The sequence below is a fragment of the Paraburkholderia sp. BR10882 genome (assembly GCF_040948855.1).
Lineage (GTDB): Bacteria > Pseudomonadota > Gammaproteobacteria > Burkholderiales > Burkholderiaceae > Paraburkholderia > Paraburkholderia nodosa_A.
This window is the reverse complement of record NZ_JBFPKP010000003.1, coordinates 395498-416889: the sequence shown is the minus strand read 5'-3', so window position 1 is coordinate 416889 and position 21392 is coordinate 395498. Positions and strand designations below refer to the sequence as shown.

The following is a 21392-nucleotide window of genomic DNA, read 5'->3' as shown; positions in this document are numbered from 1 at the left end:
ATCAAGCTCGCACAAAAAGACAGCAGGGGTATACGCAGGCCACGACAGAGCGCAGTATTTTGGTCGCCAAGGATTCTGCATGACGTGGCATAGGCCGTTCGCGAAAGCACTGGCAAAAGACCATGAATCCGTGATGTTATAACGCGCAGACCACGATCGAGACGATGCGCTGCGCGCGCGGCCTTGGCAAATTACGTTCCCGCCCAGCGTATGCAGCACACGTAGCGAGGGTTTCGGGCCTGATTCCGGTAAGAAGCCGGGTTGTTACGTCTGGAAACGACACAATTATCAAAATACGCGTTAATCCGCGCTAGAATGCCTGTCTTTAGAGGACGCAGCACATGCTCAACGAACTCGAAACACTCTCACAAAACATCGGGCGGCTGATCGAGATTAATCAGCGCCAACACGAAGCACGCCTCGCACTCGAAGAGCAACTCGCGCAGCTGCGTGCGCAATGCGACGAAACACGCACCGAACTCGAACAGGTCCGCGAAGAGCGCGCCGCGCTGCAGGCAGAGCGCGATGCACTCTCGGCCAAGATCGACGATGCGCAGGTGCGTCTGAACGCGATCCTCGAAAAGCTGCCACGCGCACGCGCAGGTCACGAGCGCGACAACCAGCTCGATCTGCTCGAGCCGTCGCAGAGCACCGACGACGACAGCAGCGCGGCCCGCCACGGAGAAAATGCATGACCACCAAGCAGATCGAAGCGACGATACTCGGCCAAACCTATCGCCTCGTCTGTTCGCCGGAAACGGAACAGGCACTGCTCGAAGCCGTGGCGCGCGTGGACGCCGAAATGTCGAAGATCCGCAATCACAGCAACGTGCGCGGCACCGATCGCATCGCCGTCATGGCGGCGCTCTCGCTCGCCTCGGAACTGCTGCGCCTGCAAACCAGTGTGCGTCACGGGGAAGCATTCCCAGCCGAAGAAATCCGTCGTACAATGCGCCAAATGAACGAACAACTCGGCGCTGTCATTCATCAGTACGGTGTGCAATAAGCGCTGATGTACACCGCGGTTGTAAGCCGCAGTATTACGCAGCAACGTGCGGTATGATGTTGTTCAAAGGTAGCGTTGATTTGTTTAGAAACGCGCGTTTCTAAACACGCTGCCAACCAGTTTAGTCAGCTTCCCTGCCTGGTTCGCCAAGGTCATATATTCCTTGAACCAATGCCATGTGCACGGTTGCGGAAATTTGTAGCACGGGCGTGCGCGTCACACAGTCTGATGTACCCGAAGTGCTGCTAACTGCGACCAATTCTGAACCCTCGGTTCAGGATGCCGGCCTAGCGGCTATGGCGGGGACCTATTCAAACGGCATCGGACCACAGTCCGATGCCGTTTTCCTTTGTGCGGCGTGCATTGGCGACTTTCGCGGCATGCACGCTCGCCCCTCCCCCCTTTCGACGTGAACTTCGACTCATGCGCTACTGGCTGATGAAGTCCGAACCCGACGAAGCAAGCATCGACGACCTCGCAAACGCGCCGCAGCGCACGCTGCCCTGGACCGGCGTACGAAACTACCAGGCGCGCAATTTCATGCGCGACACCATGCAGCAAGGCGACGGCGTGCTGTTCTACCACTCGAGCTGCCCCGAGCCCGGCATCGCAGGCATCGCGCAGGTGTCGTCCATGGCCTACCCCGATCCCACGCAGTTCGATCCGAAAAGCCCTTACTACGACGCGAAATCGACGCACGAGAATCCGCGCTGGATGCTCGTCGACGTCGTATTCAAGAAGAAGTGCACGCTGATTTCTCTCGCCGCCTTGCGCGAGCACGAGGAACTCGCGGACATGCGCGTGCTCGCCAAGGGCAACCGCCTCTCGATCACGCCGGTCACCACGGCCGAGTGGAAATTCATCACGAAACATCTGATGTGATGCGGTTCGGCCTCGATGGCCGGCACGCATACAGCATTCGTGCGCGACTTCAAGCACAATCGCGCACAGTCGCGCGTCACAACAGATGCCTCGCGCGCGACGCCAGTTCTGCAAGGAGCCTCAATGAACCGAAAAACCGTCGTCACGCTCGCCGCCGCATTGGCTGCCGCCCTCCCCCTCGCCCTGACGCTCGCACCGGGCGCCGCGTTCGCACAGAGCGACGCGCGCTTGCAGCAGCCCTCGGGCGTGCTTTCGCTGTCCGCGCAGGCGAGCGCCGAAGTGCCTCAGGACGTCGTCAACATTACGCTGTTCTACGAACAGGAAGCGAACGATCCCGCCTCGCTCACCGCGACGCTCAATCAGCGCGCCGACTCCGCGCTTCAACGGGCCAGAGGCGTCGCGGGCGTGACCGCGCATTCCGGCCAGTTCTCGATCTTCCCTTCGACGGATCGCGACGGGCGCATCTCCGCCTGGCGCGGCCGCACGGAAGTCGTACTCGAGTCGCATGATTTCGCGGCGGCATCGAAGCTCGCCGGCGATCTCTCGTCGATCATGCAGGTGGGCAACGTGCAATTCTCGCTGTCGCCCGAAGCGCAGCGCGCCGCCGAGCAAAAACTTTCGGGCCAGGCGATCGCCTCGTTCCGCGACCAGGCCCTCTCGGCCACGCGCGCGTTCGGCTATAGCAGCTACTCGATTCGCGACGTGAACGTGGGGCACTCGGGCGTGATGCCGCGCCCCATGATGATGATGAGCGCACGCGCGGCTTCGGCTGACGCGAAGATGTCGTCGCCTGTGCCGCTCGAAGGCGGCACGTCCACGGTGACGGTCAACGTTTCCGGCTCGGTGCAGATGAAGTAAGGCGCGCCATACGAGCCACACAAGCACGCAAGTAAAAAGGCCACGGTGAAAACCGTGGCCTTTTTCATGGGCTAAAACGCGAGGTGCGTTCGCGCGCGTGTCAGCTCTTCGCGCCCGCTACCTGCGCGCGGTCGTTGCCGTCCTTGCCACGTTTGGCGCGACGATACGCCCACGCCATCAGGCCAATCCCCACGATGATCATCGGCAGCGAGAGCCACTGGCCCATCGAGAGGCCGAGCGCAAGCAGGCCGAGGAAGTCATCGGGTTCGCGTGCGAACTCGACCGTGAAGCGCGCGAGACCATAGCCGATCAGGAACATCGCCGAAATCGCGCCGACGGGGCGCGGCTTGCGCGCGAACAGAATCAGCACGATGAAGAGCGCAATGCCTTCCAGCGCGATTTCATACAGTTCCGAAGGATGGCGCGGCAGCAGATGGTACTGCGCGAACACTTCGTTCAGGTGCCACTGCGCGGCCAGTTGCGGATGCGCGGCGAGCCACGCGGCGTCGTCGTTTGCGGCGCCGGGAAACAGCATGGCCCACGGCGAATCGGGCGAGGTCACTCGGCCCCACAGCTCGCCGTTGATGAAGTTGCCGAGACGGCCAAAGGCGAGCCCCGTGGGCACCATCGGCGCGACGAAGTCCGTGACCTGCAGCCAGGTGCGCCCGCGTTGCCACGCGAACAGGACCATCGCGAACGTCACGCCGAGGAAGCCGCCGTGAAACGACATGCCGCCTTCCCACACCTTGAAGATATCGAGCGGATGCGCGAAATACCAGCTCGCCTTGTAGAACAGCACGTAGCCCAGGCGCCCGCCCAGGATCGTGCCGAGCACGCCGTAGAACAGCATGTCGTCGATGTCTTTCGCGGTCCAGCCTTGCGCCGCCACGTACGGCAGACGCAGACGAAGACGGCCGATCACGATCGCCAGAATGAAGCCGACGAGATACATGAGGCCGTACCAGCGCACGGCGAGCGGCCCCAGATGAATGGCGACGGGGTCGAAGTTCGGGTGGATGAGCATCGTGGATGAAGTCTTGTCGGCGATATCGAATGAAATCGGGTTTGTAAGCAGTCGCGCGCCGCTCACACAAGCGGGCAAAGCGCGTTGGACGTTTGCAAGGCGGCGAGGTTCGCCGCCCGCGCGTCACGGCGTGACATTATCGCCGACGCGAGGGGGCGCAAACGAAAATGCACGTTTGGCGATGCGCGGCGAGTGTCACGGTGACAGATGACGCGCGCGGCACACCCAGCTTCAGACTAGCCCTCGCGCGCCGGGCCACCCGCCGTCGCCGCGTGCGCGCGCACGATCTCGATGAACGCCGCGAGCACCGGGCTCACCTCGGCCGAGCGCCAGACGAGGCCCGTTTCGATGGCCGGCACCGCCCCGGCGAGCGGCCGGTACACGACGCCCGTGCGCCGCAGATGGCGCAGCGACTGCGGCACGAGCGCCACGCCCATGCCGGCCGAGACGAGGCTCACGATCGTCTGCATCTGGATCGCTTCCTGGCCGATGAGGGGCACGAGGCCGGCCGCGCCGTAGCAGTCCATGATGGTGTCGTAGAAGCCGGGGGCCAGATGGCGCGGGAAGACGACGAGCGGCACATCGGCGAGATCGCGCAAGCTCACGGGCTCGTCGTGCCAGTCGTCGGCTGAAGGGCCGCCAAGGCGCGCCGAAAGCGCCGAGGGCATGGCGACCACGAGCGGCTCGCGCGCGAGCCGCTGGTAAGCAAGCTGAGCCGCGTGGCGCGGCGGCACGGGTGCAATGACGAGGCCGGCGTCGATGCGCCCCGCCACCAGTTCTTCCACCTGCACGTCGCTCGTGGCCTCGGCGAGTTGCAGGCGCACGCGCGGATAGCGCGCGCCGAACTCGCGCAGCAGAAGCGGCAGCAAGCCGTAGTCGGCGGTCGAAACGAAGGCCAGCGCGAGCACGCCCGCCTCGCCGCGTGCGAGGCTCTGGGCGAGCGGCCGCAACGCTTCCGCGCTCGCCAGCAGGCGCCTGACCTCCGGCAGCAGATCGGCGCCCACGGCCGTCAATTCGACCGAACGACGCGTGCGCGCGAACAGCTCCACCCCCAGCGTCTCCTCGAGCGCGCGAATGGCCTGCGAGAGCGGCGGCTGCGTCATCGACAGGCGCGCCGCCGCGCGGCCGAAATGCTGCTCCTCGGCCACGGCGACGAAATAGCGGAGCTGGCGCAGATCGGGGATAGTCGGATTCATCGGCGGCGGTCTCGCGCTGTTGTCATGTTGATATGTTTTTCGACTCAATAGACCACGAATAATATATTGGACAGCGTTCTCGCGAAATCGCATGCTTCGATAGACGTGCCGGCGCGCCCCCAAAACAGAACCCACTCCCGGCATCCGAGACAAATTCCACCGGAGGTCCCCATGCCCTATAACCGTCGTTCGAAGCACATCACGCAAGGCGTCGCCCGTTCGCCCAACCGTTCGATGTATTACGCGCTCGGCTACGAGAAAGCCGACTTCGACAAGCCGATGATCGGCGTCGCCAATGGTCATTCGACCATCACGCCGTGCAACGCCGGCCTGCAGCGACTGACCGACGCGGCCGTCGACGCCGTCAAGCGCGCCGACGCGAACCCGCAGACCTTTGGCACGCCCACGATCTCGGACGGCATGTCGATGGGCACCGAGGGCATGAAGTACTCGCTCGTCTCGCGCGAAGTCATCGCGGACTGCATCGAGACCTGCGTGCAAGGCCAGTGGATGGACGGCGTAGTCGTGATCGGCGGCTGCGACAAGAACATGCCCGGCGGCATGATCGCGCTCGCGCGCATCAACGTGCCCGGCATTTACGTGTATGGCGGCACGATCCGCCCGGGCAACTGGAAGGGTAAGGCGCTCACCATCGTCTCGGCGTTCGAGGCCGTGGGCGAGTTCACCGCGGGGCGCATGACCGAAGAAGATTTCGAAGGCGTCGAGAAAAACGCCTGCCCGTCCACGGGTTCGTGCGGCGGCATGTACACCGCGAACACGATGAGCTCGTCGTTCGAGGCGCTCGGCATGTCGCTCATGTATTCGTCGACGATGGCCAACCCCGACGAGGAGAAAGTCGACTCGGCGGCGCAATCGGCGCGCGTGCTGGTCGAGGCCGTCAAGCAGGACCTCAAGCCGCGCGACATCATCACGAAGAAGTCGATCGAGAACGCCGTGGCGCTGATCATGGCGACGGGCGGTTCGACCAACGCCGTGCTGCACTATCTCGCCATCGCGCATGCCGCGGAAATCGAATGGACCATCGACGACTTCGAGCGCATGCGCAAGAAGGTGCCGGTGATCTGCGACCTGAAGCCTTCGGGGCAATACGTCGCCACCGACCTGCACGAGGCCGGCGGCATTCCGCAGGTGCTCAAGATCCTGCTCGATGCGGGCCTCCTGCATGGCGACTGCATCACCATCACGGGCAAAACCATCGCGGAAGAACTCAAGGACGTGCCGTCCGCGCCGCGCGCGGACCAGAAGGTGATCTTCCCCATCAGCCAGGCGTTGTACAAGGAAGGCCATCTGGCGATCCTCAAGGGCAACCTCGCGACGCACGGCGCGGTCGCCAAGATCACCGGTCTGAAGAATCCGGTGATTACGGGCCCCGCGCGCGTGTTCGACGACGAGCAGAGCGCGATGGAAGCCATCCTCGCAGACAAGATCAAGGCCGGCGACGTCGTCGTGCTGCGCTACCTCGGCCCGAAGGGCGGCCCCGGCATGCCGGAAATGCTCGCGCCGACTTCGGCGATCATCGGCAAGGGGCTTGGGGAGTCGGTTGGGCTCATCACCGATGGGCGCTTCTCGGGCGGCACCTGGGGCATGGTAGTGGGTCACGTCGCGCCGGAAGCGTTCGAAGGCGGCACGATCGCGCTCGTGCAGGAAGGCGACTCGATTACCATCGATGCTCACACGCTGCTGCTGCAACTGAACGTGGACGACGCCGAACTCGCGCGCCGGCGCGCGGCCTGGAAGCAGCCCGCGCCGCGTTACACGCGCGGCGTGATGGCGAAGTACGCGGCGCTCGCGCGCCCGGCGAACCAGGGCGCGGTGACGGGCTAGGCGGAGCCTGGCGTCATTCGAATCTCGACCTGCAGTCAAACAAAGGGCGCACGTCCAGGACGTGCGCCCTTTGCTTTTATAATGCGACGACACAGCCGGCGCATACGCGGGCGGAGACCAGTATGAAACGGAAGTCGCAAGCGAAGAACAAGATAGCGACGCTCGCCGCCGCGCTCGCCATCGGCCTTGCCGGCGTACTCGGGTCGGCCCCGGCCCGCGCGCAGCATGGCCCCACCGGCCTCGCGCTCGCCCAGCAGCAGAACTGCATGAGCTGCCACTCGGTGACCCGCAATTTCATGGGTCCCGCCCTGCGCGATGTCGCCGCGAAGTACGCGGGCAAGCCCGACGCGCCGGCCTATCTCACCCACAAGATTCTGGAAGGCGGCAGCGGCGTGTGGGGCACCGTGCCGATGCCGGCCAACACGCAGTTGAACCCCGCACAGGCGGCGCAACTCGCGAGCTGGATCCTCACGCTCAAGTGAAGCGGACGATGTGACGGCGGGGCCACGAGGTGGCCGCTCGCCGCCGCGCGCCCAACTGAATCAGGCCGAAGGCGGTCGCCCCGCGCGCGCCGCCAGTTCTTCGCGCACGGCGGCCTTCACCCAGTTCGTGAGTTCCGTTTCGAGCGCAAGACCGATTTCGCGCGACACCTGACCCACGAGCCAGTTCGTATGTTCCTGCATCGCGGCGCTGCAGCGCGCCTCGATCACGGCACGGCCTTCGCCGGTGAGCCAGGTCAGGCAACGGCCGCGCAGCCGCTCGACGAGCGCGTCGGCGTCGTGCGCGAACAGGCCCTCCTCGCGCTCGGCCACGGCGGCCTGGACGGCAGCGGCCGTCGCGCTCTTCGCCTCTTCGACGTTGTGCGCGCGCAGCGGATTGCCGCTCACCATCACCTCGTTCAAGAGCGGAATCGCAGCATCTTCCGAGTCGTGCATGCCGGACATGTTTACCTCCATCGATCGGGGCAGTCGGCCTTGCGCCGGTACGCCTCGCGCGTCCGGCCTCAGCCGCCCTGCTTGTAGTTGTTGAGCGCGTAACCGCGGTCGCGGTAGAAACGATAGCGCTCACGGCCCGACGCGAGTTCGTCGGGCGCATCGCCAACCACTTCGAGCAGGCGCTCGAAGCGTGCGAACTGCGGCGGGACCTCGGCGCCGAGATTGAGCAGCACACGATGATGCGGTGCACGCTCGAGATCCGTTACCAGCACGATGGGCGATTCGCCCGCTTGAGGGCTCTCGGCCATGCAGTGCGGCACGAAGTCGAGCGGCGAAAAGGTCCACAACATTTCGTCGAACGCGCGCAGGCGCGCGGGCTCGGCCAGCACGACCGCCTGCTGACCCGCCTGATACGCCTTGCGCACGAGGCGGCACGCATACAGCAGCGAGTCGCCGACGTTCGTGTGGAAATCGATGCGCGTCATGCCCACACCACTCTACGCACCGTCAGGTGGGCAGCAATCTCCATTCCTGCCCTCATTGCCCGGCACGATCGATCAGGAACTGGGCGAGCAGCGGCACCGGACGGCCCGTCGCGCCCTTGGCCGCGCCGCTCTTCCACGCCGTGCCGGCGATGTCGAGGTGAGCCCACGGGTAGTTTTCGGTGAAACGCGAGAGGAAGCACGCCGCCGTCACGCTGCCCGCCGGACGCCCGCCGATGTTGGCGAGGTCGGCAAAGTTCGACTTGAGTTGGTCCTGATACTCGTCGTCGAGCGGCAGGCGCCAGGCCGGATCGTTCGCTTCGCGCGAGGCGTCGAGCAGTTCGCCCGCGAGCGCGTCGTCCTTCGAGAAGAGGCCGCTGTTGTGATGGCCGAGCGCGATGATGCAGGCGCCCGTGAGCGTGGCGATGTCGACCACGGCGGCCGGCTTGAAGCGCTCGGCATAGGTGAGCGCATCGCACAGGATCAGGCGGCCTTCGGCGTCGGTGTTGAGCACTTCGACCGTGAGGCCCGCCATCGTCGTGACGATGTCGCCCGGCTTCGTGGCGTTGCCGGCGGGCATGTTCTCGCAGGTCGGGATGATGCCGATCACGTTGAGCTTGAGCCCCATTTCGGCGACCGCGCGGATCGTGCCGAGCACCGAGCCCGCGCCGCACATGTCGTACTTCATCTCGTCCATGCCCTCGCCGGGCTTGAGCGAAATGCCGCCCGTGTCGAACGTGATGCCTTTGCCGACCAGCACGATGGGCGCGGCCTTGGCGCTGGCGCCCTGATAGTGCAGCACGATGAACTGCGGCGGCTCGACCGAGCCCTTTGTTACCGAAAGAAACGAACCCATCTTGAGCGTCTCGATCTGGCGCTGGCCGAGCACCTCGACCTTGAGCTTCCAGTCGCGCGCGAGCTTCTTGGCCGTGGCGGCGAGATAGGTCGGCGTGCAGACGTTGCCCGGCAGATTGCCGAGGTCGCGGGTGAGGTCCATGCCGTTGGCGAGCGCGACGGACTGCTTCGCCGCAAGCTTCGCGGCCTTCTCTTCGGCGGCGTCGATGCTGAAGACCACGCGCTTGAGGGCCCGCTGCGAGACGTCGGGCTTGCTCTTCATCTGCGTGAAGCGATAGGTCTCGTTGCGCAGCGCGAGAATGGCGGTGCGCACGCCCCAGTCGCCCGTGCGCTCCTTCACCGGCAATTGCGCGAGCGTGAAGGTGACCTGCGCGATCTTCGTGCCGAGGATCGCGCGCCAGGCGGCCTTGACCGCGTCGCCGTAAGCCTTCTGGCCGAACGCGTCCTGCTTGCCGAGACCCACGAGCAGCACGCGCGAGGCGCCGATACCGCTCACTTCCGGCAGGAACAGCGTGGAGCCGGCCTTGCCGTCGATGTCGCCGGCCTTGACGACGCGCGCGATTGCGCCGCCAATGGCGCTGTCGATGGCGAACGCCGCGCCCGAGAGGGTTTGCGCCTCGAACACGCCGACCACGACACAATCCGACTTGCCGGTCAGGAAGGGGCCGTCCCCGCCTTTGCTCCAGTCACAGGCTTTTATGCTAAAGTCCATCGCGCTTGTCCTCGGATAAAATCAGGGCTTAGGATGAAAGCCGCAATTATCCGCTATTTTTCCCGCGGCGGCTCCTGGGCGGTTGCGCGAGTTGCGCGCCTCCCGGCAAGGTCCGCCTGCCCTGCCCATCAAGAATGATCTTCGAACGTTCCCTGCAGCGCGAACTCGCGTACACGGCCGGCGCCGTGTTCATGGTTCTGCTCACGATCATGCTGACGACGATGATGATCCGCATCGTCGGCTTCGCCGCGTCCGGTCAGATCGACCCGCGCGACGTGCTGGTGCTGATCGGACTCACCGTGATCGGCTACATGGCCGTCATGCTCATCGTCACGCTGTTCGTGTCGATCCTGTTCGTCCTCACGCGCTGGTACAAGGATTCCGAAATGGTCGTGTGGCTCTCCTCCGGGGTGAGCCTCACGCGCCTGATCAAACCGGTCGCCACCTTTGCCGCGCCGATCATCCTGCTCATCGTGTTCTTCGCGTTCATCGGCTGGCCGTGGTCGAATGCGCAAAGCAAGCTGATTCGCGCGCGCTTCCAGCAGCGCGATGAAGTGTCGCTGCTCGCGCCCGGCCAGTTCCGCGAATCGCCCACCACGCACCGCGTGTTCTTCATCGAGAGCATGAGCCCCGACCAGGGCCGCGTGGAGAACGTGTTCGTCACGAGCACGGAAAACGGCAAGGTGAGCGTCATCGTCTCGAAGACGGGCCACACCGAGACCATGAAGGGCGGCGACCGTTTCGTCGTGCTCGAAAACGGCCGCCGCTACGACGGCGAGCCCGGCCACCCGGACTTTCGCATCAGCGAATTCCAGCGTTACGGCGTGAAGATCACGAGCCAGCCGCTCGTGAACACGCCTTCGGCGAGCACCACGTCCACGCCGGGCCTTTTGCGCCACCCGACCAACGACAACCTGGGCGAACTCGCCTGGCGCGCCGGCCTGCCGCTCATCGCGATCAACCTGATGCTGCTCGGCATTCCGCTGGCCTACCAGAACCCGCGCCGCAGCCGCACGATCAATCTCGTGATGGCGGTGCTGATCTACCTCACCTATTCGAACCTGCTCAACGTCGTGCAGTCGCAGATCGAGCAAGGCAAGATGCCCTTCGGCGTCGGTCTCGTCCTGCTGCACGCCGTGGTGCTCGCGCTCGTCGTGTTCATCTTCTGGATACGCGTGCGCAACCGGCCGCTCTTTACACGTGCGATGTTCCGGCGCGCCTCTCCTGGCAACTGAGAGGGAAACTGACCGATGCGCATCTACGAAAAATACTTCGCTCGCCAGGTCTACCTGACGTTCATCTTCATCCTGTTCGCCTTCTCCGGCCTGTTCTTCTTCTTCGACCTCATCAACGAGCTGAACTCGGTCGGCCACGGCAACTACAAATTCCAGTACGCGGTGCTGCGCGTGGCGCTCCAGGCGCCCTCGCGGCTCTACGAGATCATCCCGGTCGCGGCGCTCATTGCCGCGATCTACGTGTTCGCGCAAATGGCCGCGAACTCCGAATACACGATCTTTCGTGTGTCGGGTCTCGCCACCAACCAGGCGCTGCGCTCGCTGCTCAAGATCGGCGTGCCGCTCGTGCTGCTCACCTACCTGATCGGCGAAGTGGTCGGCCCTTACACCGACCAGCTCTCCGAGCGCGTGCGTCTCGAGGCGTTGGGCTCGGCCGTGTCGAGCAACTTCCAGTCGGGTGTGTGGGTGAAGGACACGCTCTCCGCACGCGCCGACGGCGAACAGGTCACGCGTTTCGTGAACGTCGGCGAACTGCTGCCCGATGCGACCATCACGAACGTGCGCATCTACGAATTCGACTCGCAGTTCCGGCTCTCGAACGTGCGCCTCGCGAAGAGCGGCACGTTCCAGCCGCCGGGCCACTGGCTGCTCAAGGACGTGACCGATACGCAACTGATCGGCGTGCCGCCGCCGCAGAACCAGCCGGTCGACGCGCTCAATCCGGTCTATCGCGCCGAGCAGACTTCGGCGCCCGAATACTCGCTGCGCTCGGAGCTCACGCCGAACATTCTCTCGGTGCTGCTCGTTTCGCCCGACCGCATGTCGATGTTCAACCTGTTCCGCTACATCCAGCATCTGACCGAGAACCATCAGGACGCGCAGCGCTACCAGATCGCGTTCTGGCGTAAGCTGCTCTACCCGTTCGCCGTGTTCGTGATGCTCGTACTCTCGCTGCCGTTCGCGTATCTGCATACGCGCGCCGGCGTGGTGGGCATGAAGGTGTTCGGCGGGATCATGCTCGGCATGAGCTTCCAGCTCGTCAACACGCTGTTCTCGCACGTGGGTACACTGAACACCTGGCCCGCGCCGCTCACGGCAGCGACACCGGGGCTCATCTATCTCGCGGTCGGGCTGATCGGGCTCAAATGGGTCGACCGGCATTGATGCCGGTAGCGTTCAGCCGATAGTTCGGCCACTAATTCGCACAGGCTCGCAAGCATGGGCACGCACGGCATGATTCTCTTCGGCCACGGCGCGCGCGACGCGCGCTGGCAGGAGCCGTTCCAGCGGCTCGCCGCGAAGCTTTCCGCCACGCGCGGCGATGCGGGTCCGGTCGGCCTCGCCTTTCTCGAACTCATGACGCCGAGCCTGCCGGATGCGATCGCCGGCCAGGTCGCGGCAGGCTGTGACACGATCACGGTCGTGCCCGTGTTCTTTGGTCAGGGCGGCCACGTGCGCCGCGATCTGCCCGCGCTGATCGCGCAATGTCAGAGCGAGCATCCGGATGTGCGCCTGCGTTGTGCCGGCGCCGTCGGCGAGGACGATGCGGTGCTCGATGCGATCGTGCGGTACTGCATCGAAAACGACCGCGACTAGAACCGCTCACGCATAAAAAAACGGGCTCGCTTTTCAGCGAGCCCGTTTTGCTTTGCTGCCCTCTTTCGCGTGGCGCTTAAGCCGCTGCGCGACGGCCTCGATGGTCGTCCTGCGCTTCGTCCTCGCGTTGCGCCTGCCCCGAACGTTCGGCGAACGCATCGCCGATCATGAGCAGGCTCGGCTGCGCCGGGTCGAGCCAGTCCTGCGCCTCGCCCGCTGCGAGGCTCGCCAGCGTCAGCGTCAGCGTGCGCTCACGCGCCGTGCTGCAGGCTTCGACGATCGCCACCGGCGTGGCGCCCGCGCGGCCCGCCTCGATCAGCTGGCGCGCGATCTCGGGCGCGCTGTCGCGGCCCATGTAGAACACGAGCGAATCGGCGTTGACCTGCTCGCGAATCTCCTCGCTGCCCGCCGCGCGCGAATACGTGGCAAGCGCCACGCTGCGCGCCACACCGCGCAGGGTGAGCGAGCGTTGCAGCGTCGCCGCGCTCGCCAGCGCCGCCGTAATGCCCGGCACGACTTCGAACGCGATGCCGGCCGCTTCGAGCGCGCGCATTTCCTCGTCGGCACGGCCGAACAGCATCGGATCGCCGCCCTTCAGACGCACGACCACGGCGTGCTCGCGCGCCGCATCGACGAGTTGCTTGTTGATGAAGTGCTGCGCCGTGGAGCGCTGCCCGCAGCGCTTGCCGACCGCGATGAACTTCGCGCTTGGCGGCGCGTACTCGAGCATGGCCGGCTCGACGAGTGCGTCGTGCAGCACGACGTCGGCGCTCGCGAGCAGGCGTGCGCCGCGCACCGTGATGAGGTCCGCTGCGCCCGGTCCCGCGCCGATCAGATATACCTTGCCCATATGCTTCCAATCCATTGTTGCGGCCGCGCGCGGCCGCAATCTCGCGCAGCGCCTTACGCCGAGAACGCGCGGATCATGCCCGCGGCCACCGTGTGATGCGTCGCTTCGTCGATCAGCACGAATGCGCCGGTGCCAGGATTCGCATCATACAGGTCGCAGACGAGCGGCTTCTGCAGCGAGAGCGCCACGCGGCCGATATCATTCATCGCGAGTTCGTGGCGGTCGGTCGCGTGCGACAGCGTATGCACGTCGAGCACCTGCTTGACCGCGCCGATCTTCGCGAACACCATGCTCGTGGTCTGCTTGAGCAGGTACTTGCGCTGCGGCGAAAGCGGCTCGTCGTCGAACCAGCACAGGTCCGCTTCGAGCTTCTTCGCGGGTTGCGCGGCATCGGCCGCCGGCACGAAGGTGTCGCCGCGCGAAACGTCCACGTCTTCCGTGAGACGGATCGTGACGGTCTGACCCGCGAATGCGCGATCCACCTGCGCCGTGCCGCCCGGCACCGGCGCGATGATTTCGGCCACCGTTGCGCTGCGGCCCGCCGGCAGCACCGAGATGGCGTCGCCGAGCTTCACTTCGCCCGCTTCGACACGGCCCATGTAGCCGCGGAAGTCGTCGGCGCTGGAACCGTCCTGGCGCGCGACCCACTGCACCGGGAAGCGCAGCGCTTCGCCCGTGGCCTGCGCGAGCGGCAGTTGTTCGAGCACGTCGAGGAGCGGCTCGCCCGCGTACCACGGCATACGCTCGCTGGCGGCGACGATGTTGTCGCCCTTGAGCGCCGACACCGGCACGAAACGCACGTCGGTGAGGCCGAGCTGGCGCGCCAGCACGACATAGGCTTCGCGGATCAGATTGAACGTCGCTTCGCTGTAGTCGACGAGATCCATCTTGTTGATCGCGACGATCACGTGCTGCAGGCCCAGCAGCTTGACGATGGCGCTGTGGCGCTTGGTTTGCGGCAGCAGTTGCGTCACGCCGTTCTCGACCGTCACGCGCGTCGGGTCGATCAGGATGATCGCGGCGTGCGCCGTCGAAGCGCCCGTGACCATGTTGCGCGTGTACTGCTCGTGGCCCGGCGTGTCGGCGATGATGAACTTGCGCTTGGCCGTCGCGAAGTAGCGGTATGCCACGTCGATCGTGATGCCCTGCTCGCGCTCGGCCTCGAGGCCGTCGGTGAGCAGCGACAGGTCGATCTCGTCGCCCACCGTGCGCTTGTTCTTCGCACGCGACAGCGCCGAGAGCTGATCGCTCAGAACAGCCTTGCTGTCGTACAGCAGGCGGCCGATCAGCGTGCTCTTGCCGTCGTCCACGCTGCCCGCCGTGATGAAGCGCAGCACGCCGAGGTCTTCAGGTTGATGCGTCGTAACCATGTCTATTCTTTCCTCCGCGTGCTCTTTAGAAATAACCTTGCTTCTTGCGCTGTTCCATCGCGGCTTCCGACGCCTGGTCGTCCATGCGCGTCGCGCCGCGTTCCGTGATCTCGGTCACGGCCGTTTCGGCGATGATCTTCTCGACGTTGTCGGCATCGCTCGCCACCGGGCACGTGCAGCTGATGTCGCCCACGGTGCGAAAACGCACCTGCGCCATTTCGCTGACCTCGCCTTCCTTCATCGGCGTGAGCGGCGTGACCGGCACGAGCAGGCCGTTGCGGCGCACGATCTCGCGCTGGTGCGCATAGTAAATCGACGGCAGTTCGAGCTTCTCGCGCTCGATGTATTGCCACACGTCGAGTTCGGTCCAGTTCGAGATGGGGAACACGCGCAGGTGCTCGCCCTTGTGCAGACGCGCGTTGTACAGGCTCCAGAGTTCCGGGCGCTGCGCCTTCGGGTCCCACTGGCCGAATTCGTCGCGGAACGAGAAGATACGCTCCTTCGCGCGGGCCTTCTCTTCGTCGCGGCGCGCACCGCCGATCATCGCCGTGTAGCCGTATTGCTCGATGGTTTCCAGCAGCGTGACCGCTTGCGCGGCGTTGCGCGAATCGGTTTCGCGGCGCAGGCGCACGGTGCCCTTCTTGATCGAATCTTCGACGTGACCGACCACGAGTTCCGCGCCGATTTCGGCTGCGCGGCGATCGCGGAAGTCGATCACTTCTTCGTAGTTGTGGCCCGTGTCGATGTGTACGAGCGGAAACGGCAGCGCGGTCTTGCGGTTCGCGCCGAGGCCGAACGCCTTCAATGCGAGCGCCAGCACGACGACCGAGTCCTTGCCGCCCGAGAACAGCAGCGCAGGCTTGCTGCATTCGGCGACGAGTTCACGCAGGATGTGGATCGACTCGGCTTCGAGCCAGTCGAGATGGTCCATGCGGTTCGCCGTGACCTGGAGCGGTGCGTTCACTGCTGAGTCGAGCGTGGTGCTCATGTTCGGATCCTTCCTTTGTTCGCACCCCTTTTGCTGGGCGCGCGGTACTCGGTATTCGACGTTCGCGCCGTCGTTTCGACAGCGCGACAAAATTCAATCTTAGTTCGCCTGGCCGATGGACGACACTTCGACGACCGGAATGGCCGACACGGACGTGATGTGCAAGCCACATTCCTTCGTGTCGCGCGATTCCCACCACCAGCGGCCCGCGCGGCTGTCTTCGCCGGGACGGATCGCACGGGTGCAGGGCTCGCAGCCGATGCTCGGATAGCCGCGGGCGTGCAGCGGGTTCACGGGCACGTCATTGGCGCGCAGGTAGGCCCAGACATCGGCTTCGGTCCAGTCCGCGAGCGGATTGAACTTGTCGATATTGCGCGCTTCGTCGCGTTCTTCCTCGTGCAGCTCCGCACGCGTGACCGACTGCTCACGGCGCTGGCCGGTGACCCAGGCGGAGACGCCCGACAGCGCACGGTTCAGCGGTTCGACCTTGCGGATTTCGCAGCAGCGCTTGCGCAGATCGACGCTCTCGTAGAACGCATTCAGGCCGTGCTGGGCGACGTATTCGTCCACGGCGTCCTGTTGCGGACGAAACTGCTCGATCTCGTAGCCGTAGCGCTCGCGCACCACGTCGATCATGCCGAGCGTTTCGGCGTGCAGGCGGCCCGTGTTCAGCGAGAAGACGCCGATTTTCACGCCGCGCGAAAGAATCGCGTGCGTGAGCAGCATGTCTTCGGCTGCGAGGCTGCTGGCCAGCTTCACGTCGGCGTGACGCGCCGCAATCGAATCGAGCAGCGCGTCGAGGCGCCCGATCTTCGCCTGCAGCTCAGCCGTGATTTCGTTCGCGACGGTGCTCATGCTGCCGAACCTTGTCGCGCTTGTTGGGCCAGACGGCGGCGGAACAGCGGCGACGGTTCGTCGAAGGCGCCCTGGTATTGCACCGTGAACTCGGTGAACGCCTTGAGCGCGTCGTGGATGTCCTTGTCGGCGCGCACGGCGAACGCATCGAAGCCGCAGCGCTCGTGAAAGCGCAGCTGGTCGCGCAGCACGTCGCCAATCGCGCGCAGTTCGCCCTGGTAGCCATAGCGCTCGCGCAGCAGACGGCCGATCGAGAAGCCGCGGCCATCGCGGAACACGGGGAAGTCCACGCCGATCAGCGCGAGCTTGTCGAAGTCGGCGGCGATATCGGCCGGTTCGCTGTCCGGCGCGAGCCACACGCCGAGTTCATCCTTGCCGCGCGAAGCGACCAGTGCATCGCGCTGCGCTTGCCAGTAAGCGAGCGGCACCAGCACCTTGCCCGCGGGCAGCGCGGCAACCTCGGGCAATGCGCCGTCTTCGGCCGCACGCACGACTTGCCAGTTGTCTTCAACGATCTCGCGTTTTTTGATGATCAATGCCATTGCTCGAATCTCGTAGTCTCGTTGCGTGCTTCAGTTGCGTCCATTAAGCGTGGGCCGGCTGGCGCGATGCGTACACGCGCTCCTTGAACGGCGCGAGGCCGATGCGGTCGTACGTATCGATGAAACGCTCGTCGTCGATGCGATGCTCGACAAACGTGTCGATCACCTTCTGCACCACGTCGGGCATCTCTTCCGCCGAGAACGACGGGCCGATCACGCGGCCAAGGCGTGCGCCGTTGGCGCCGTTGCCCTGCTCGCCGCCGAGCGTGACCTGATACCACTCCGAACCATCCTTGTCGACGCCCAGCACGCCGATGTTGCCGACATGGTGGTGACCGCATGCGTTGATGCAGCCCGAGATGTTCAGCGACAGGTCGCCCAGGTCGTAGACGAAGTCGAGGTTGTCGAAGCGCTCCTGGATCGCCAGCGCGATGGGGATCGACTTCGCATTGGCGAGCGAGCAGAAGTCGCCGCCCGGGCACGCGATGATGTCGGTCAACAGGCCGATGTTCGCGGTCGCGAAACCTTGCGCCTTGGCCTTTTCCCACAGCGCGAACAGATCGCGCTTCTTGACGTCGGCGAGGATCAGGTTCTGCTCGTGCGAGACGCGGATCTGGCCGAACGAGTATTCGTCGGCCCAACCGGCCACGGCTTCCATCTGCACGTCGGTGGCGTCGCCCGGCGCGATGTTGCGCGGCTTGAGCGAGAGCGTGACCGACGCGTAGCCCGGCACGCGGTGCGGGCGCACGTTGCGCTCGACCCAGCGCGAGAAGGCGCGATTTTCCAGCAGATGCTTCTCGTACGACGTATCCGTGTCGGCGATCTTTTCATACGCCGGCGGCACGAAATACTGGGAGACGCGATCGAGTTCTTCCTGCGTGAGCGTCGAGGGGCCGTCCTTCAGGTGCTGCCACTCTTCTTCGACCTGCTCGGCGAACTTCGCCGGCGAGAGCGCCTTCACGAGGATCTTGATGCGCGCCTTGTACATGTTGTCGCGGCGGCCATAGCGGTTGTACACGCGCAGCACGGCTTCGCAGTAGGTCAGCAGGTGCTGCCACGGCAGGTCGCGCTTGATGATGCTGCCGACGATCGGCGTGCGGCCAAGACCGCCGCCCGCCAGGATGCTCGCGACGATTTCGCCCTGCTCGTTACGGTCGAGGTAGACGCCCAAATCGTGGATCTGCACGGCGGCGCGGTCTTCCTTCGAGCCCGACACGGCGATCTTGAACTTGCGCGGCAGCCACGCGAATTCGGGGTGGAACGTCGACCACTGGCGCAGGATTTCGGCCCACGGGCGCGGATCGACGATCTCGTCGGGGGCGACGCCCGCGAACTGGTCGGCGGTGATGTTGCGGATGCAATTGCCCGACGTCTGGATGCCGTGCATCTGCACCGACGCGAGCTTGCGCAGGATTTCCGGCGTTTCTTCGAGCTTGATCCAGTTGTACTGGATGTTCGAACGCGTCGAGAAGTGGCCGTAGCCGCGGTCGTGCTCGCGCGCGATCGTGCCGAGCATGCGGAGCTGGTCGCTGCGCAGATTGCCGTACGGAATCGCGATGCGGTGCATGTAGGCGTGGCGCTGGTAGTACAGGCCGTTTTGCAGGCGCAGCGGACGGAACTCTTCTTCGCTCAATTCGCCTGACAGACGGCGGCGGACCTGGTCGCTGTATTGCGCGACGCGTTCGTCGACGATGGTCTGGTCGTACTGATCGTATTGGTACATTCGGGGACCCCAGGGTTTGGTTCAATCGCGGCGTTCCGGTTACGCCGCGCTCCGACTTCTCGACTTCGCTCTTTCCGCTCTGTCCTGCCTCTGGCGAGGCGGCCGCGCCTTCAATCGCGCCGGTCATTTGCTAATGACCAAAACAGATATCCATATTGGAAAAGTTGGAGGAATGGTAATAAACTCGCCTTATATTTCAAACGACTCAAAAATCAGGTCGATATGCAAACAGGTTATAAGGATTATCTATGAACCTGCACCAGTTCCGCTTCGTCCGCGAGGCCGTACGCCAGAATTTCAACCTCACAGAAGCGGCCAAGGCACTGTATACAAGCCAGCCGGGCGTCTCGAAGGCGATCATCGAGCTGGAGGACGAGCTTGGGGTCGAAATCTTTACGCGCCACGGCAAGCGCGTGCGCTCGCTCACGGAGCCGGGCCGGATCATTCTCGCCTCGGTGGAGCGCATTCTGCAGGAAGTGGAGAGCCTCAAGCGCGTGGGGAAGGACTACGCGGCGCAGGACCAGGGCAACCTCACCATCGCCGCCACGCACACGCAGGCGCGCTACTCGCTGCCTGCCGCCATCGCCGAATTCAAGCGGCGCTTTCCGAAGGTGCACCTGTCGATCCTGCAAGGCAGCCCGACCCAGGTCGCGGAAATGGTGCTCCATGACCAGGCGGATCTGTGCATCGCGACCGAGGCCATCTCCGGCTACAAGGAACTGGTCTCGCTGCCCTGCTTCACGTGGCATCACGTGGCGGTGATGCTGCCCGACCACCCGCTGCTCGAACGCAAGCCGCTTTCGCTCGACGATCTGGCCCAATATCCGCTGATCACCTACGACAATGCGTTCGCCGGGCGTACCAAGATCAACGACGCGTTCCGCCTGCGTGCGCTCTCGCCCGACATCGTGCTGGAAGCCATCGACGCCGACGTGATCAAGACCTACGTGGAACTGGGCCTCGGCGTCGGGATCATGGCCGACATCGCCTTCAACGCCGAACGCGACCGACATTTGCGCGCGGTGCCCGTGGGACACCTGTTCGGGAGCAACGTCACGCGCGTCGCGCTCAAGCAGGGCGCTTACCTGCGCAGCTATGTGTATACGCTCGTCGAACTGCTGTCGCCGAGCCTGAATCGCAAGCTCATCGAGCAGGCGCTCAAGGGCGAGCACGAGACTTACGAGTTGTAAGCCGCTGCGCGAGCGGCGGAAGAAAAATCAGACAAAATCCGCATTACAACAACATCACTTCTCGCCTGGAGACTCAACGGATGAAGCTGTACCCGCTTTTGCGCCCGCTCGCCGCGGCTGCCGCCCTTGCCGCTGCCACTTTCGCGCCGGCTGCCCACGCCGACATCAAGGTCGGCATCGACCTCTCGAGCACGGGACCCGCTGCCGCCATCGGCATCACGAGCAAGAACGCCATGCTGATGTGGCCCGACACGATCGCGGGCCAGAAGGCCGACTACATCGTGCTCGACGACGGCTCGGACCCGGGCGCGGCCGTACGCAACATCCACAAGCTCATCAACGAAGATCACGTGGACGTGATTGTCGGGCCGAATATCACGCCGGCGGCGCTCGCGGCGCTCGACCCGGTGGCGCAAAGCAAGACGCCGATGATCACGCTGGTCGGCTCGGGCTCGGTGGTCGAGCCGCAGCAGGGCGCGCGCGTGTGGGCCTTCAAGATGGCGCAGACCGATGCCGCCATGGCCGACGTCATGACGCGCTACATGGCGGCGCATGGCGTGAAAAGCGTGGGCTTCATCGGCTTCGCGGACAGCTACGGCGACAGCTGGCTCAACGAATTCACGAAGTACGCGAAGGAACGCAACATCCAGATCGTGGCGACCGAGCGCTACAACCGTACCGACGCCAGCGTGACCGGCCAGATTCTCAAGCTGATGGCGGCCAGGCCGGACGCCATGCTGATCGCGGGCGCAGGCACGCCGACTGTGCTGCCGCAACGCACGTTGATCGAGCGCGGCTACAAGGGGCCGATCTACCAGACGCACGGCATCGCCACGCCTGAATTCATCAAGCTGGGCGGCAAGGACGTGGAAGGCACCCTGTTCCCGACCCAGCCCGTGGTGGTGGCGCGCACGCTGCCGGCCGACCAGCCGGCGCAAAAGGCGGCGCTCGCCTTCGTCGACGCCTACGAGGCGAAGTACGGCCCGGGCACGGTCACGCAATTCGCAGGCGACGCGGCAGGCGTGTACCCGCGACTGCAGGACGCGGTCGCGCGCGCCCTAAAGACCGGTCAGCCGGGCACCGAAGCGTTCCGTGTGGCGTTGCGCGGCGAGCTGGAGCACGCGCACGAAGTGGTTGTGCCCAACGGCATGGTGAACACGAGCCCGACGGACCACGTGGGCCTCGACCAGCGCGCTAGCGTGATGGGCACGGTCCGCGGGGGCAAGTTCGTGTATCTCGCGCAATAAA

22 protein-coding genes and 1 other RNA gene are annotated in these 21392 nt (G+C 64.8%); 12 read left to right on the top strand and 11 right to left on the bottom strand.

The features are described 5' to 3' along the window. The first annotated feature begins 341 nt into the window (after positions 1-341). The 5 genes from AB3X99_RS11160 to AB3X99_RS11140 all read left to right on the top strand — a co-directional run bounded on the left by AB3X99_RS11160 (position 342) and on the right by AB3X99_RS11140 (position 2746). Complete coding sequence (locus AB3X99_RS11160) at positions 342-695, top strand: ATPase (protein WP_368616948.1); 354 nt, start codon at positions 342-344, stop codon at positions 693-695. Next, positions 692-1006: a cell division protein ZapA gene (locus tag AB3X99_RS11155; RefSeq protein ID WP_042268772.1), complete on the top strand. Its 315-nt coding sequence runs from the start codon at positions 692-694 to the stop codon at positions 1004-1006. Before AB3X99_RS11160 ends, AB3X99_RS11155 begins: the two co-directional genes overlap by 4 nt. Positions 1007-1134: 128 nt before the next feature. Beyond that, positions 1135-1316, top strand: a non-coding RNA gene (ssrS, locus tag AB3X99_RS11150) — 6S RNA. 113 nt (positions 1317-1429) lie between these two features. After that, positions 1430-1888, top strand: a complete 459-nt coding sequence (locus AB3X99_RS11145; RefSeq protein WP_368616947.1) for an EVE domain-containing protein — start codon at positions 1430-1432, stop codon at positions 1886-1888. 123 nt (positions 1889-2011) lie between these two features. Next, positions 2012-2746: an SIMPL domain-containing protein gene (locus AB3X99_RS11140; protein WP_069265514.1), complete on the top strand. Its 735-nt coding sequence runs from the start codon at positions 2012-2014 to the stop codon at positions 2744-2746. A 100-nt stretch (positions 2747-2846) separates the two neighbouring features. Here the strand turns inward: AB3X99_RS11140 and lgt are convergent, their stop codons facing one another. Continuing rightward, positions 2847-3770, bottom strand: a complete 924-nt coding sequence (gene lgt / locus AB3X99_RS11135; RefSeq protein WP_368603819.1) for a prolipoprotein diacylglyceryl transferase — start codon at positions 3768-3770, stop codon at positions 2847-2849. A gap of 236 nt (positions 3771-4006) precedes the next feature. Then, positions 4007-4966 (bottom strand): LysR family transcriptional regulator, encoded by a 960-nt coding sequence (locus AB3X99_RS11130; RefSeq protein ID WP_368616946.1) that lies wholly within the window; start codon positions 4964-4966, stop codon positions 4007-4009. 171 nt (positions 4967-5137) lie between these two features. Here AB3X99_RS11130 and ilvD point away from each other — a divergent pair, with 171 nt between their 5' ends. Together ilvD and AB3X99_RS11120 are read left to right on the top strand one after the other, a co-directional pair. After that, complete coding sequence (gene ilvD / locus AB3X99_RS11125; protein WP_368616945.1) at positions 5138-6811, top strand: dihydroxy-acid dehydratase; 1674 nt, start codon at positions 5138-5140, stop codon at positions 6809-6811. 122 nt (positions 6812-6933) lie between these two features. Next, positions 6934-7293 (top strand): c-type cytochrome, encoded by a 360-nt coding sequence (locus AB3X99_RS11120; RefSeq protein ID WP_368616944.1) that lies wholly within the window; start codon positions 6934-6936, stop codon positions 7291-7293. A gap of 60 nt (positions 7294-7353) precedes the next feature. Here the strand turns inward: AB3X99_RS11120 and AB3X99_RS11115 are convergent, their stop codons facing one another. Genes AB3X99_RS11115 through AB3X99_RS11105 form a run of 3 tightly spaced genes read right to left on the bottom strand, consistent with a single transcriptional unit; the run spans position 7354 to position 9795 of the window. After that, positions 7354-7755 (bottom strand): DUF2486 family protein, encoded by a 402-nt coding sequence (locus AB3X99_RS11115; RefSeq protein WP_342921433.1) that lies wholly within the window; start codon positions 7753-7755, stop codon positions 7354-7356. Positions 7756-7814: 59 nt separating this feature from the next. Continuing rightward, the gene (locus tag AB3X99_RS11110; RefSeq protein WP_368616943.1) at positions 7815-8231 is read right to left on the bottom strand and encodes a DNA polymerase III subunit chi; all 417 of its coding nucleotides are present in this window, start codon (positions 8229-8231) and stop codon (positions 7815-7817) included. A gap of 52 nt (positions 8232-8283) precedes the next feature. Continuing rightward, the gene (locus AB3X99_RS11105) at positions 8284-9795 is read right to left on the bottom strand and encodes a leucyl aminopeptidase (protein WP_069265459.1); all 1512 of its coding nucleotides are present in this window, start codon (positions 9793-9795) and stop codon (positions 8284-8286) included. 134 nt (positions 9796-9929) lie between these two features. On the opposite strand from AB3X99_RS11105, the gene lptF reads away from it, so the two are divergent. From lptF to AB3X99_RS11090, 3 genes are read left to right on the top strand one after another with little or no spacing between them, the layout of a single operon-like run. After that, entirely contained in the window at positions 9930-11030 is a 1101-nt protein-coding gene (lptF, locus tag AB3X99_RS11100; RefSeq protein WP_069265460.1) for an LPS export ABC transporter permease LptF, read from the top strand. A 15-nt stretch (positions 11031-11045) separates the two neighbouring features. Continuing rightward, the gene (gene lptG / locus AB3X99_RS11095; RefSeq protein WP_069265461.1) at positions 11046-12194 is read left to right on the top strand and encodes an LPS export ABC transporter permease LptG; all 1149 of its coding nucleotides are present in this window, start codon (positions 11046-11048) and stop codon (positions 12192-12194) included. 54 nt (positions 12195-12248) lie between these two features. Continuing rightward, a complete protein-coding gene (locus AB3X99_RS11090) occupies positions 12249-12626 on the top strand; it encodes a CbiX/SirB N-terminal domain-containing protein (RefSeq protein WP_342947861.1) in 378 nt (125 codons plus the stop codon). Between the two features lie 76 nt (positions 12627-12702). Here AB3X99_RS11090 and cobA read toward each other — a convergent pair whose 3' ends face one another. From cobA to AB3X99_RS11060, 6 genes are all read right to left on the bottom strand, one after another. Then, positions 12703-13476 carry a uroporphyrinogen-III C-methyltransferase gene (gene cobA / locus AB3X99_RS11085; RefSeq protein WP_368616942.1) on the bottom strand — a complete coding sequence of 258 codons (774 nt, stop codon included), beginning with the start codon at positions 13474-13476 and terminating at the stop codon, positions 12703-12705. A gap of 53 nt (positions 13477-13529) precedes the next feature. Then, the gene (locus AB3X99_RS11080; RefSeq protein WP_368616941.1) at positions 13530-14846 is read right to left on the bottom strand and encodes a sulfate adenylyltransferase subunit 1; all 1317 of its coding nucleotides are present in this window, start codon (positions 14844-14846) and stop codon (positions 13530-13532) included. A gap of 25 nt (positions 14847-14871) precedes the next feature. Continuing rightward, positions 14872-15834, bottom strand: a complete 963-nt coding sequence (cysD, locus tag AB3X99_RS11075) for a sulfate adenylyltransferase subunit CysD (RefSeq protein WP_069265465.1) — start codon at positions 15832-15834, stop codon at positions 14872-14874. Positions 15835-15933: 99 nt separating this feature from the next. Further along, positions 15934-16689, bottom strand: coding sequence for a phosphoadenylyl-sulfate reductase (locus AB3X99_RS11070; RefSeq protein ID WP_368616940.1), 756 nt, complete (start codon positions 16687-16689; stop codon positions 15934-15936). Next, positions 16686-17231 (bottom strand): DUF934 domain-containing protein, encoded by a 546-nt coding sequence (locus AB3X99_RS11065; protein ID WP_069265467.1) that lies wholly within the window; start codon positions 17229-17231, stop codon positions 16686-16688. Before AB3X99_RS11065 ends, AB3X99_RS11070 begins: the two co-directional genes overlap by 4 nt. Before the next feature lie 43 nt (positions 17232-17274). Continuing rightward, positions 17275-18954 (bottom strand): nitrite/sulfite reductase, encoded by a 1680-nt coding sequence (locus tag AB3X99_RS11060; RefSeq protein WP_368616939.1) that lies wholly within the window; start codon positions 18952-18954, stop codon positions 17275-17277. A 248-nt stretch (positions 18955-19202) separates the two neighbouring features. Here AB3X99_RS11060 and AB3X99_RS11055 point away from each other — a divergent pair, with 248 nt between their 5' ends. Together AB3X99_RS11055 and AB3X99_RS11050 are read left to right on the top strand one after the other, a co-directional pair. Then, complete coding sequence (locus AB3X99_RS11055; protein WP_028210583.1) at positions 19203-20144, top strand: CysB family HTH-type transcriptional regulator; 942 nt, start codon at positions 19203-19205, stop codon at positions 20142-20144. A gap of 80 nt (positions 20145-20224) precedes the next feature. Further along, positions 20225-21391 (top strand): ABC transporter substrate-binding protein, encoded by a 1167-nt coding sequence (locus tag AB3X99_RS11050; protein WP_368616938.1) that lies wholly within the window; start codon positions 20225-20227, stop codon positions 21389-21391. Position 21392: the final 1 nt, after the last annotated feature.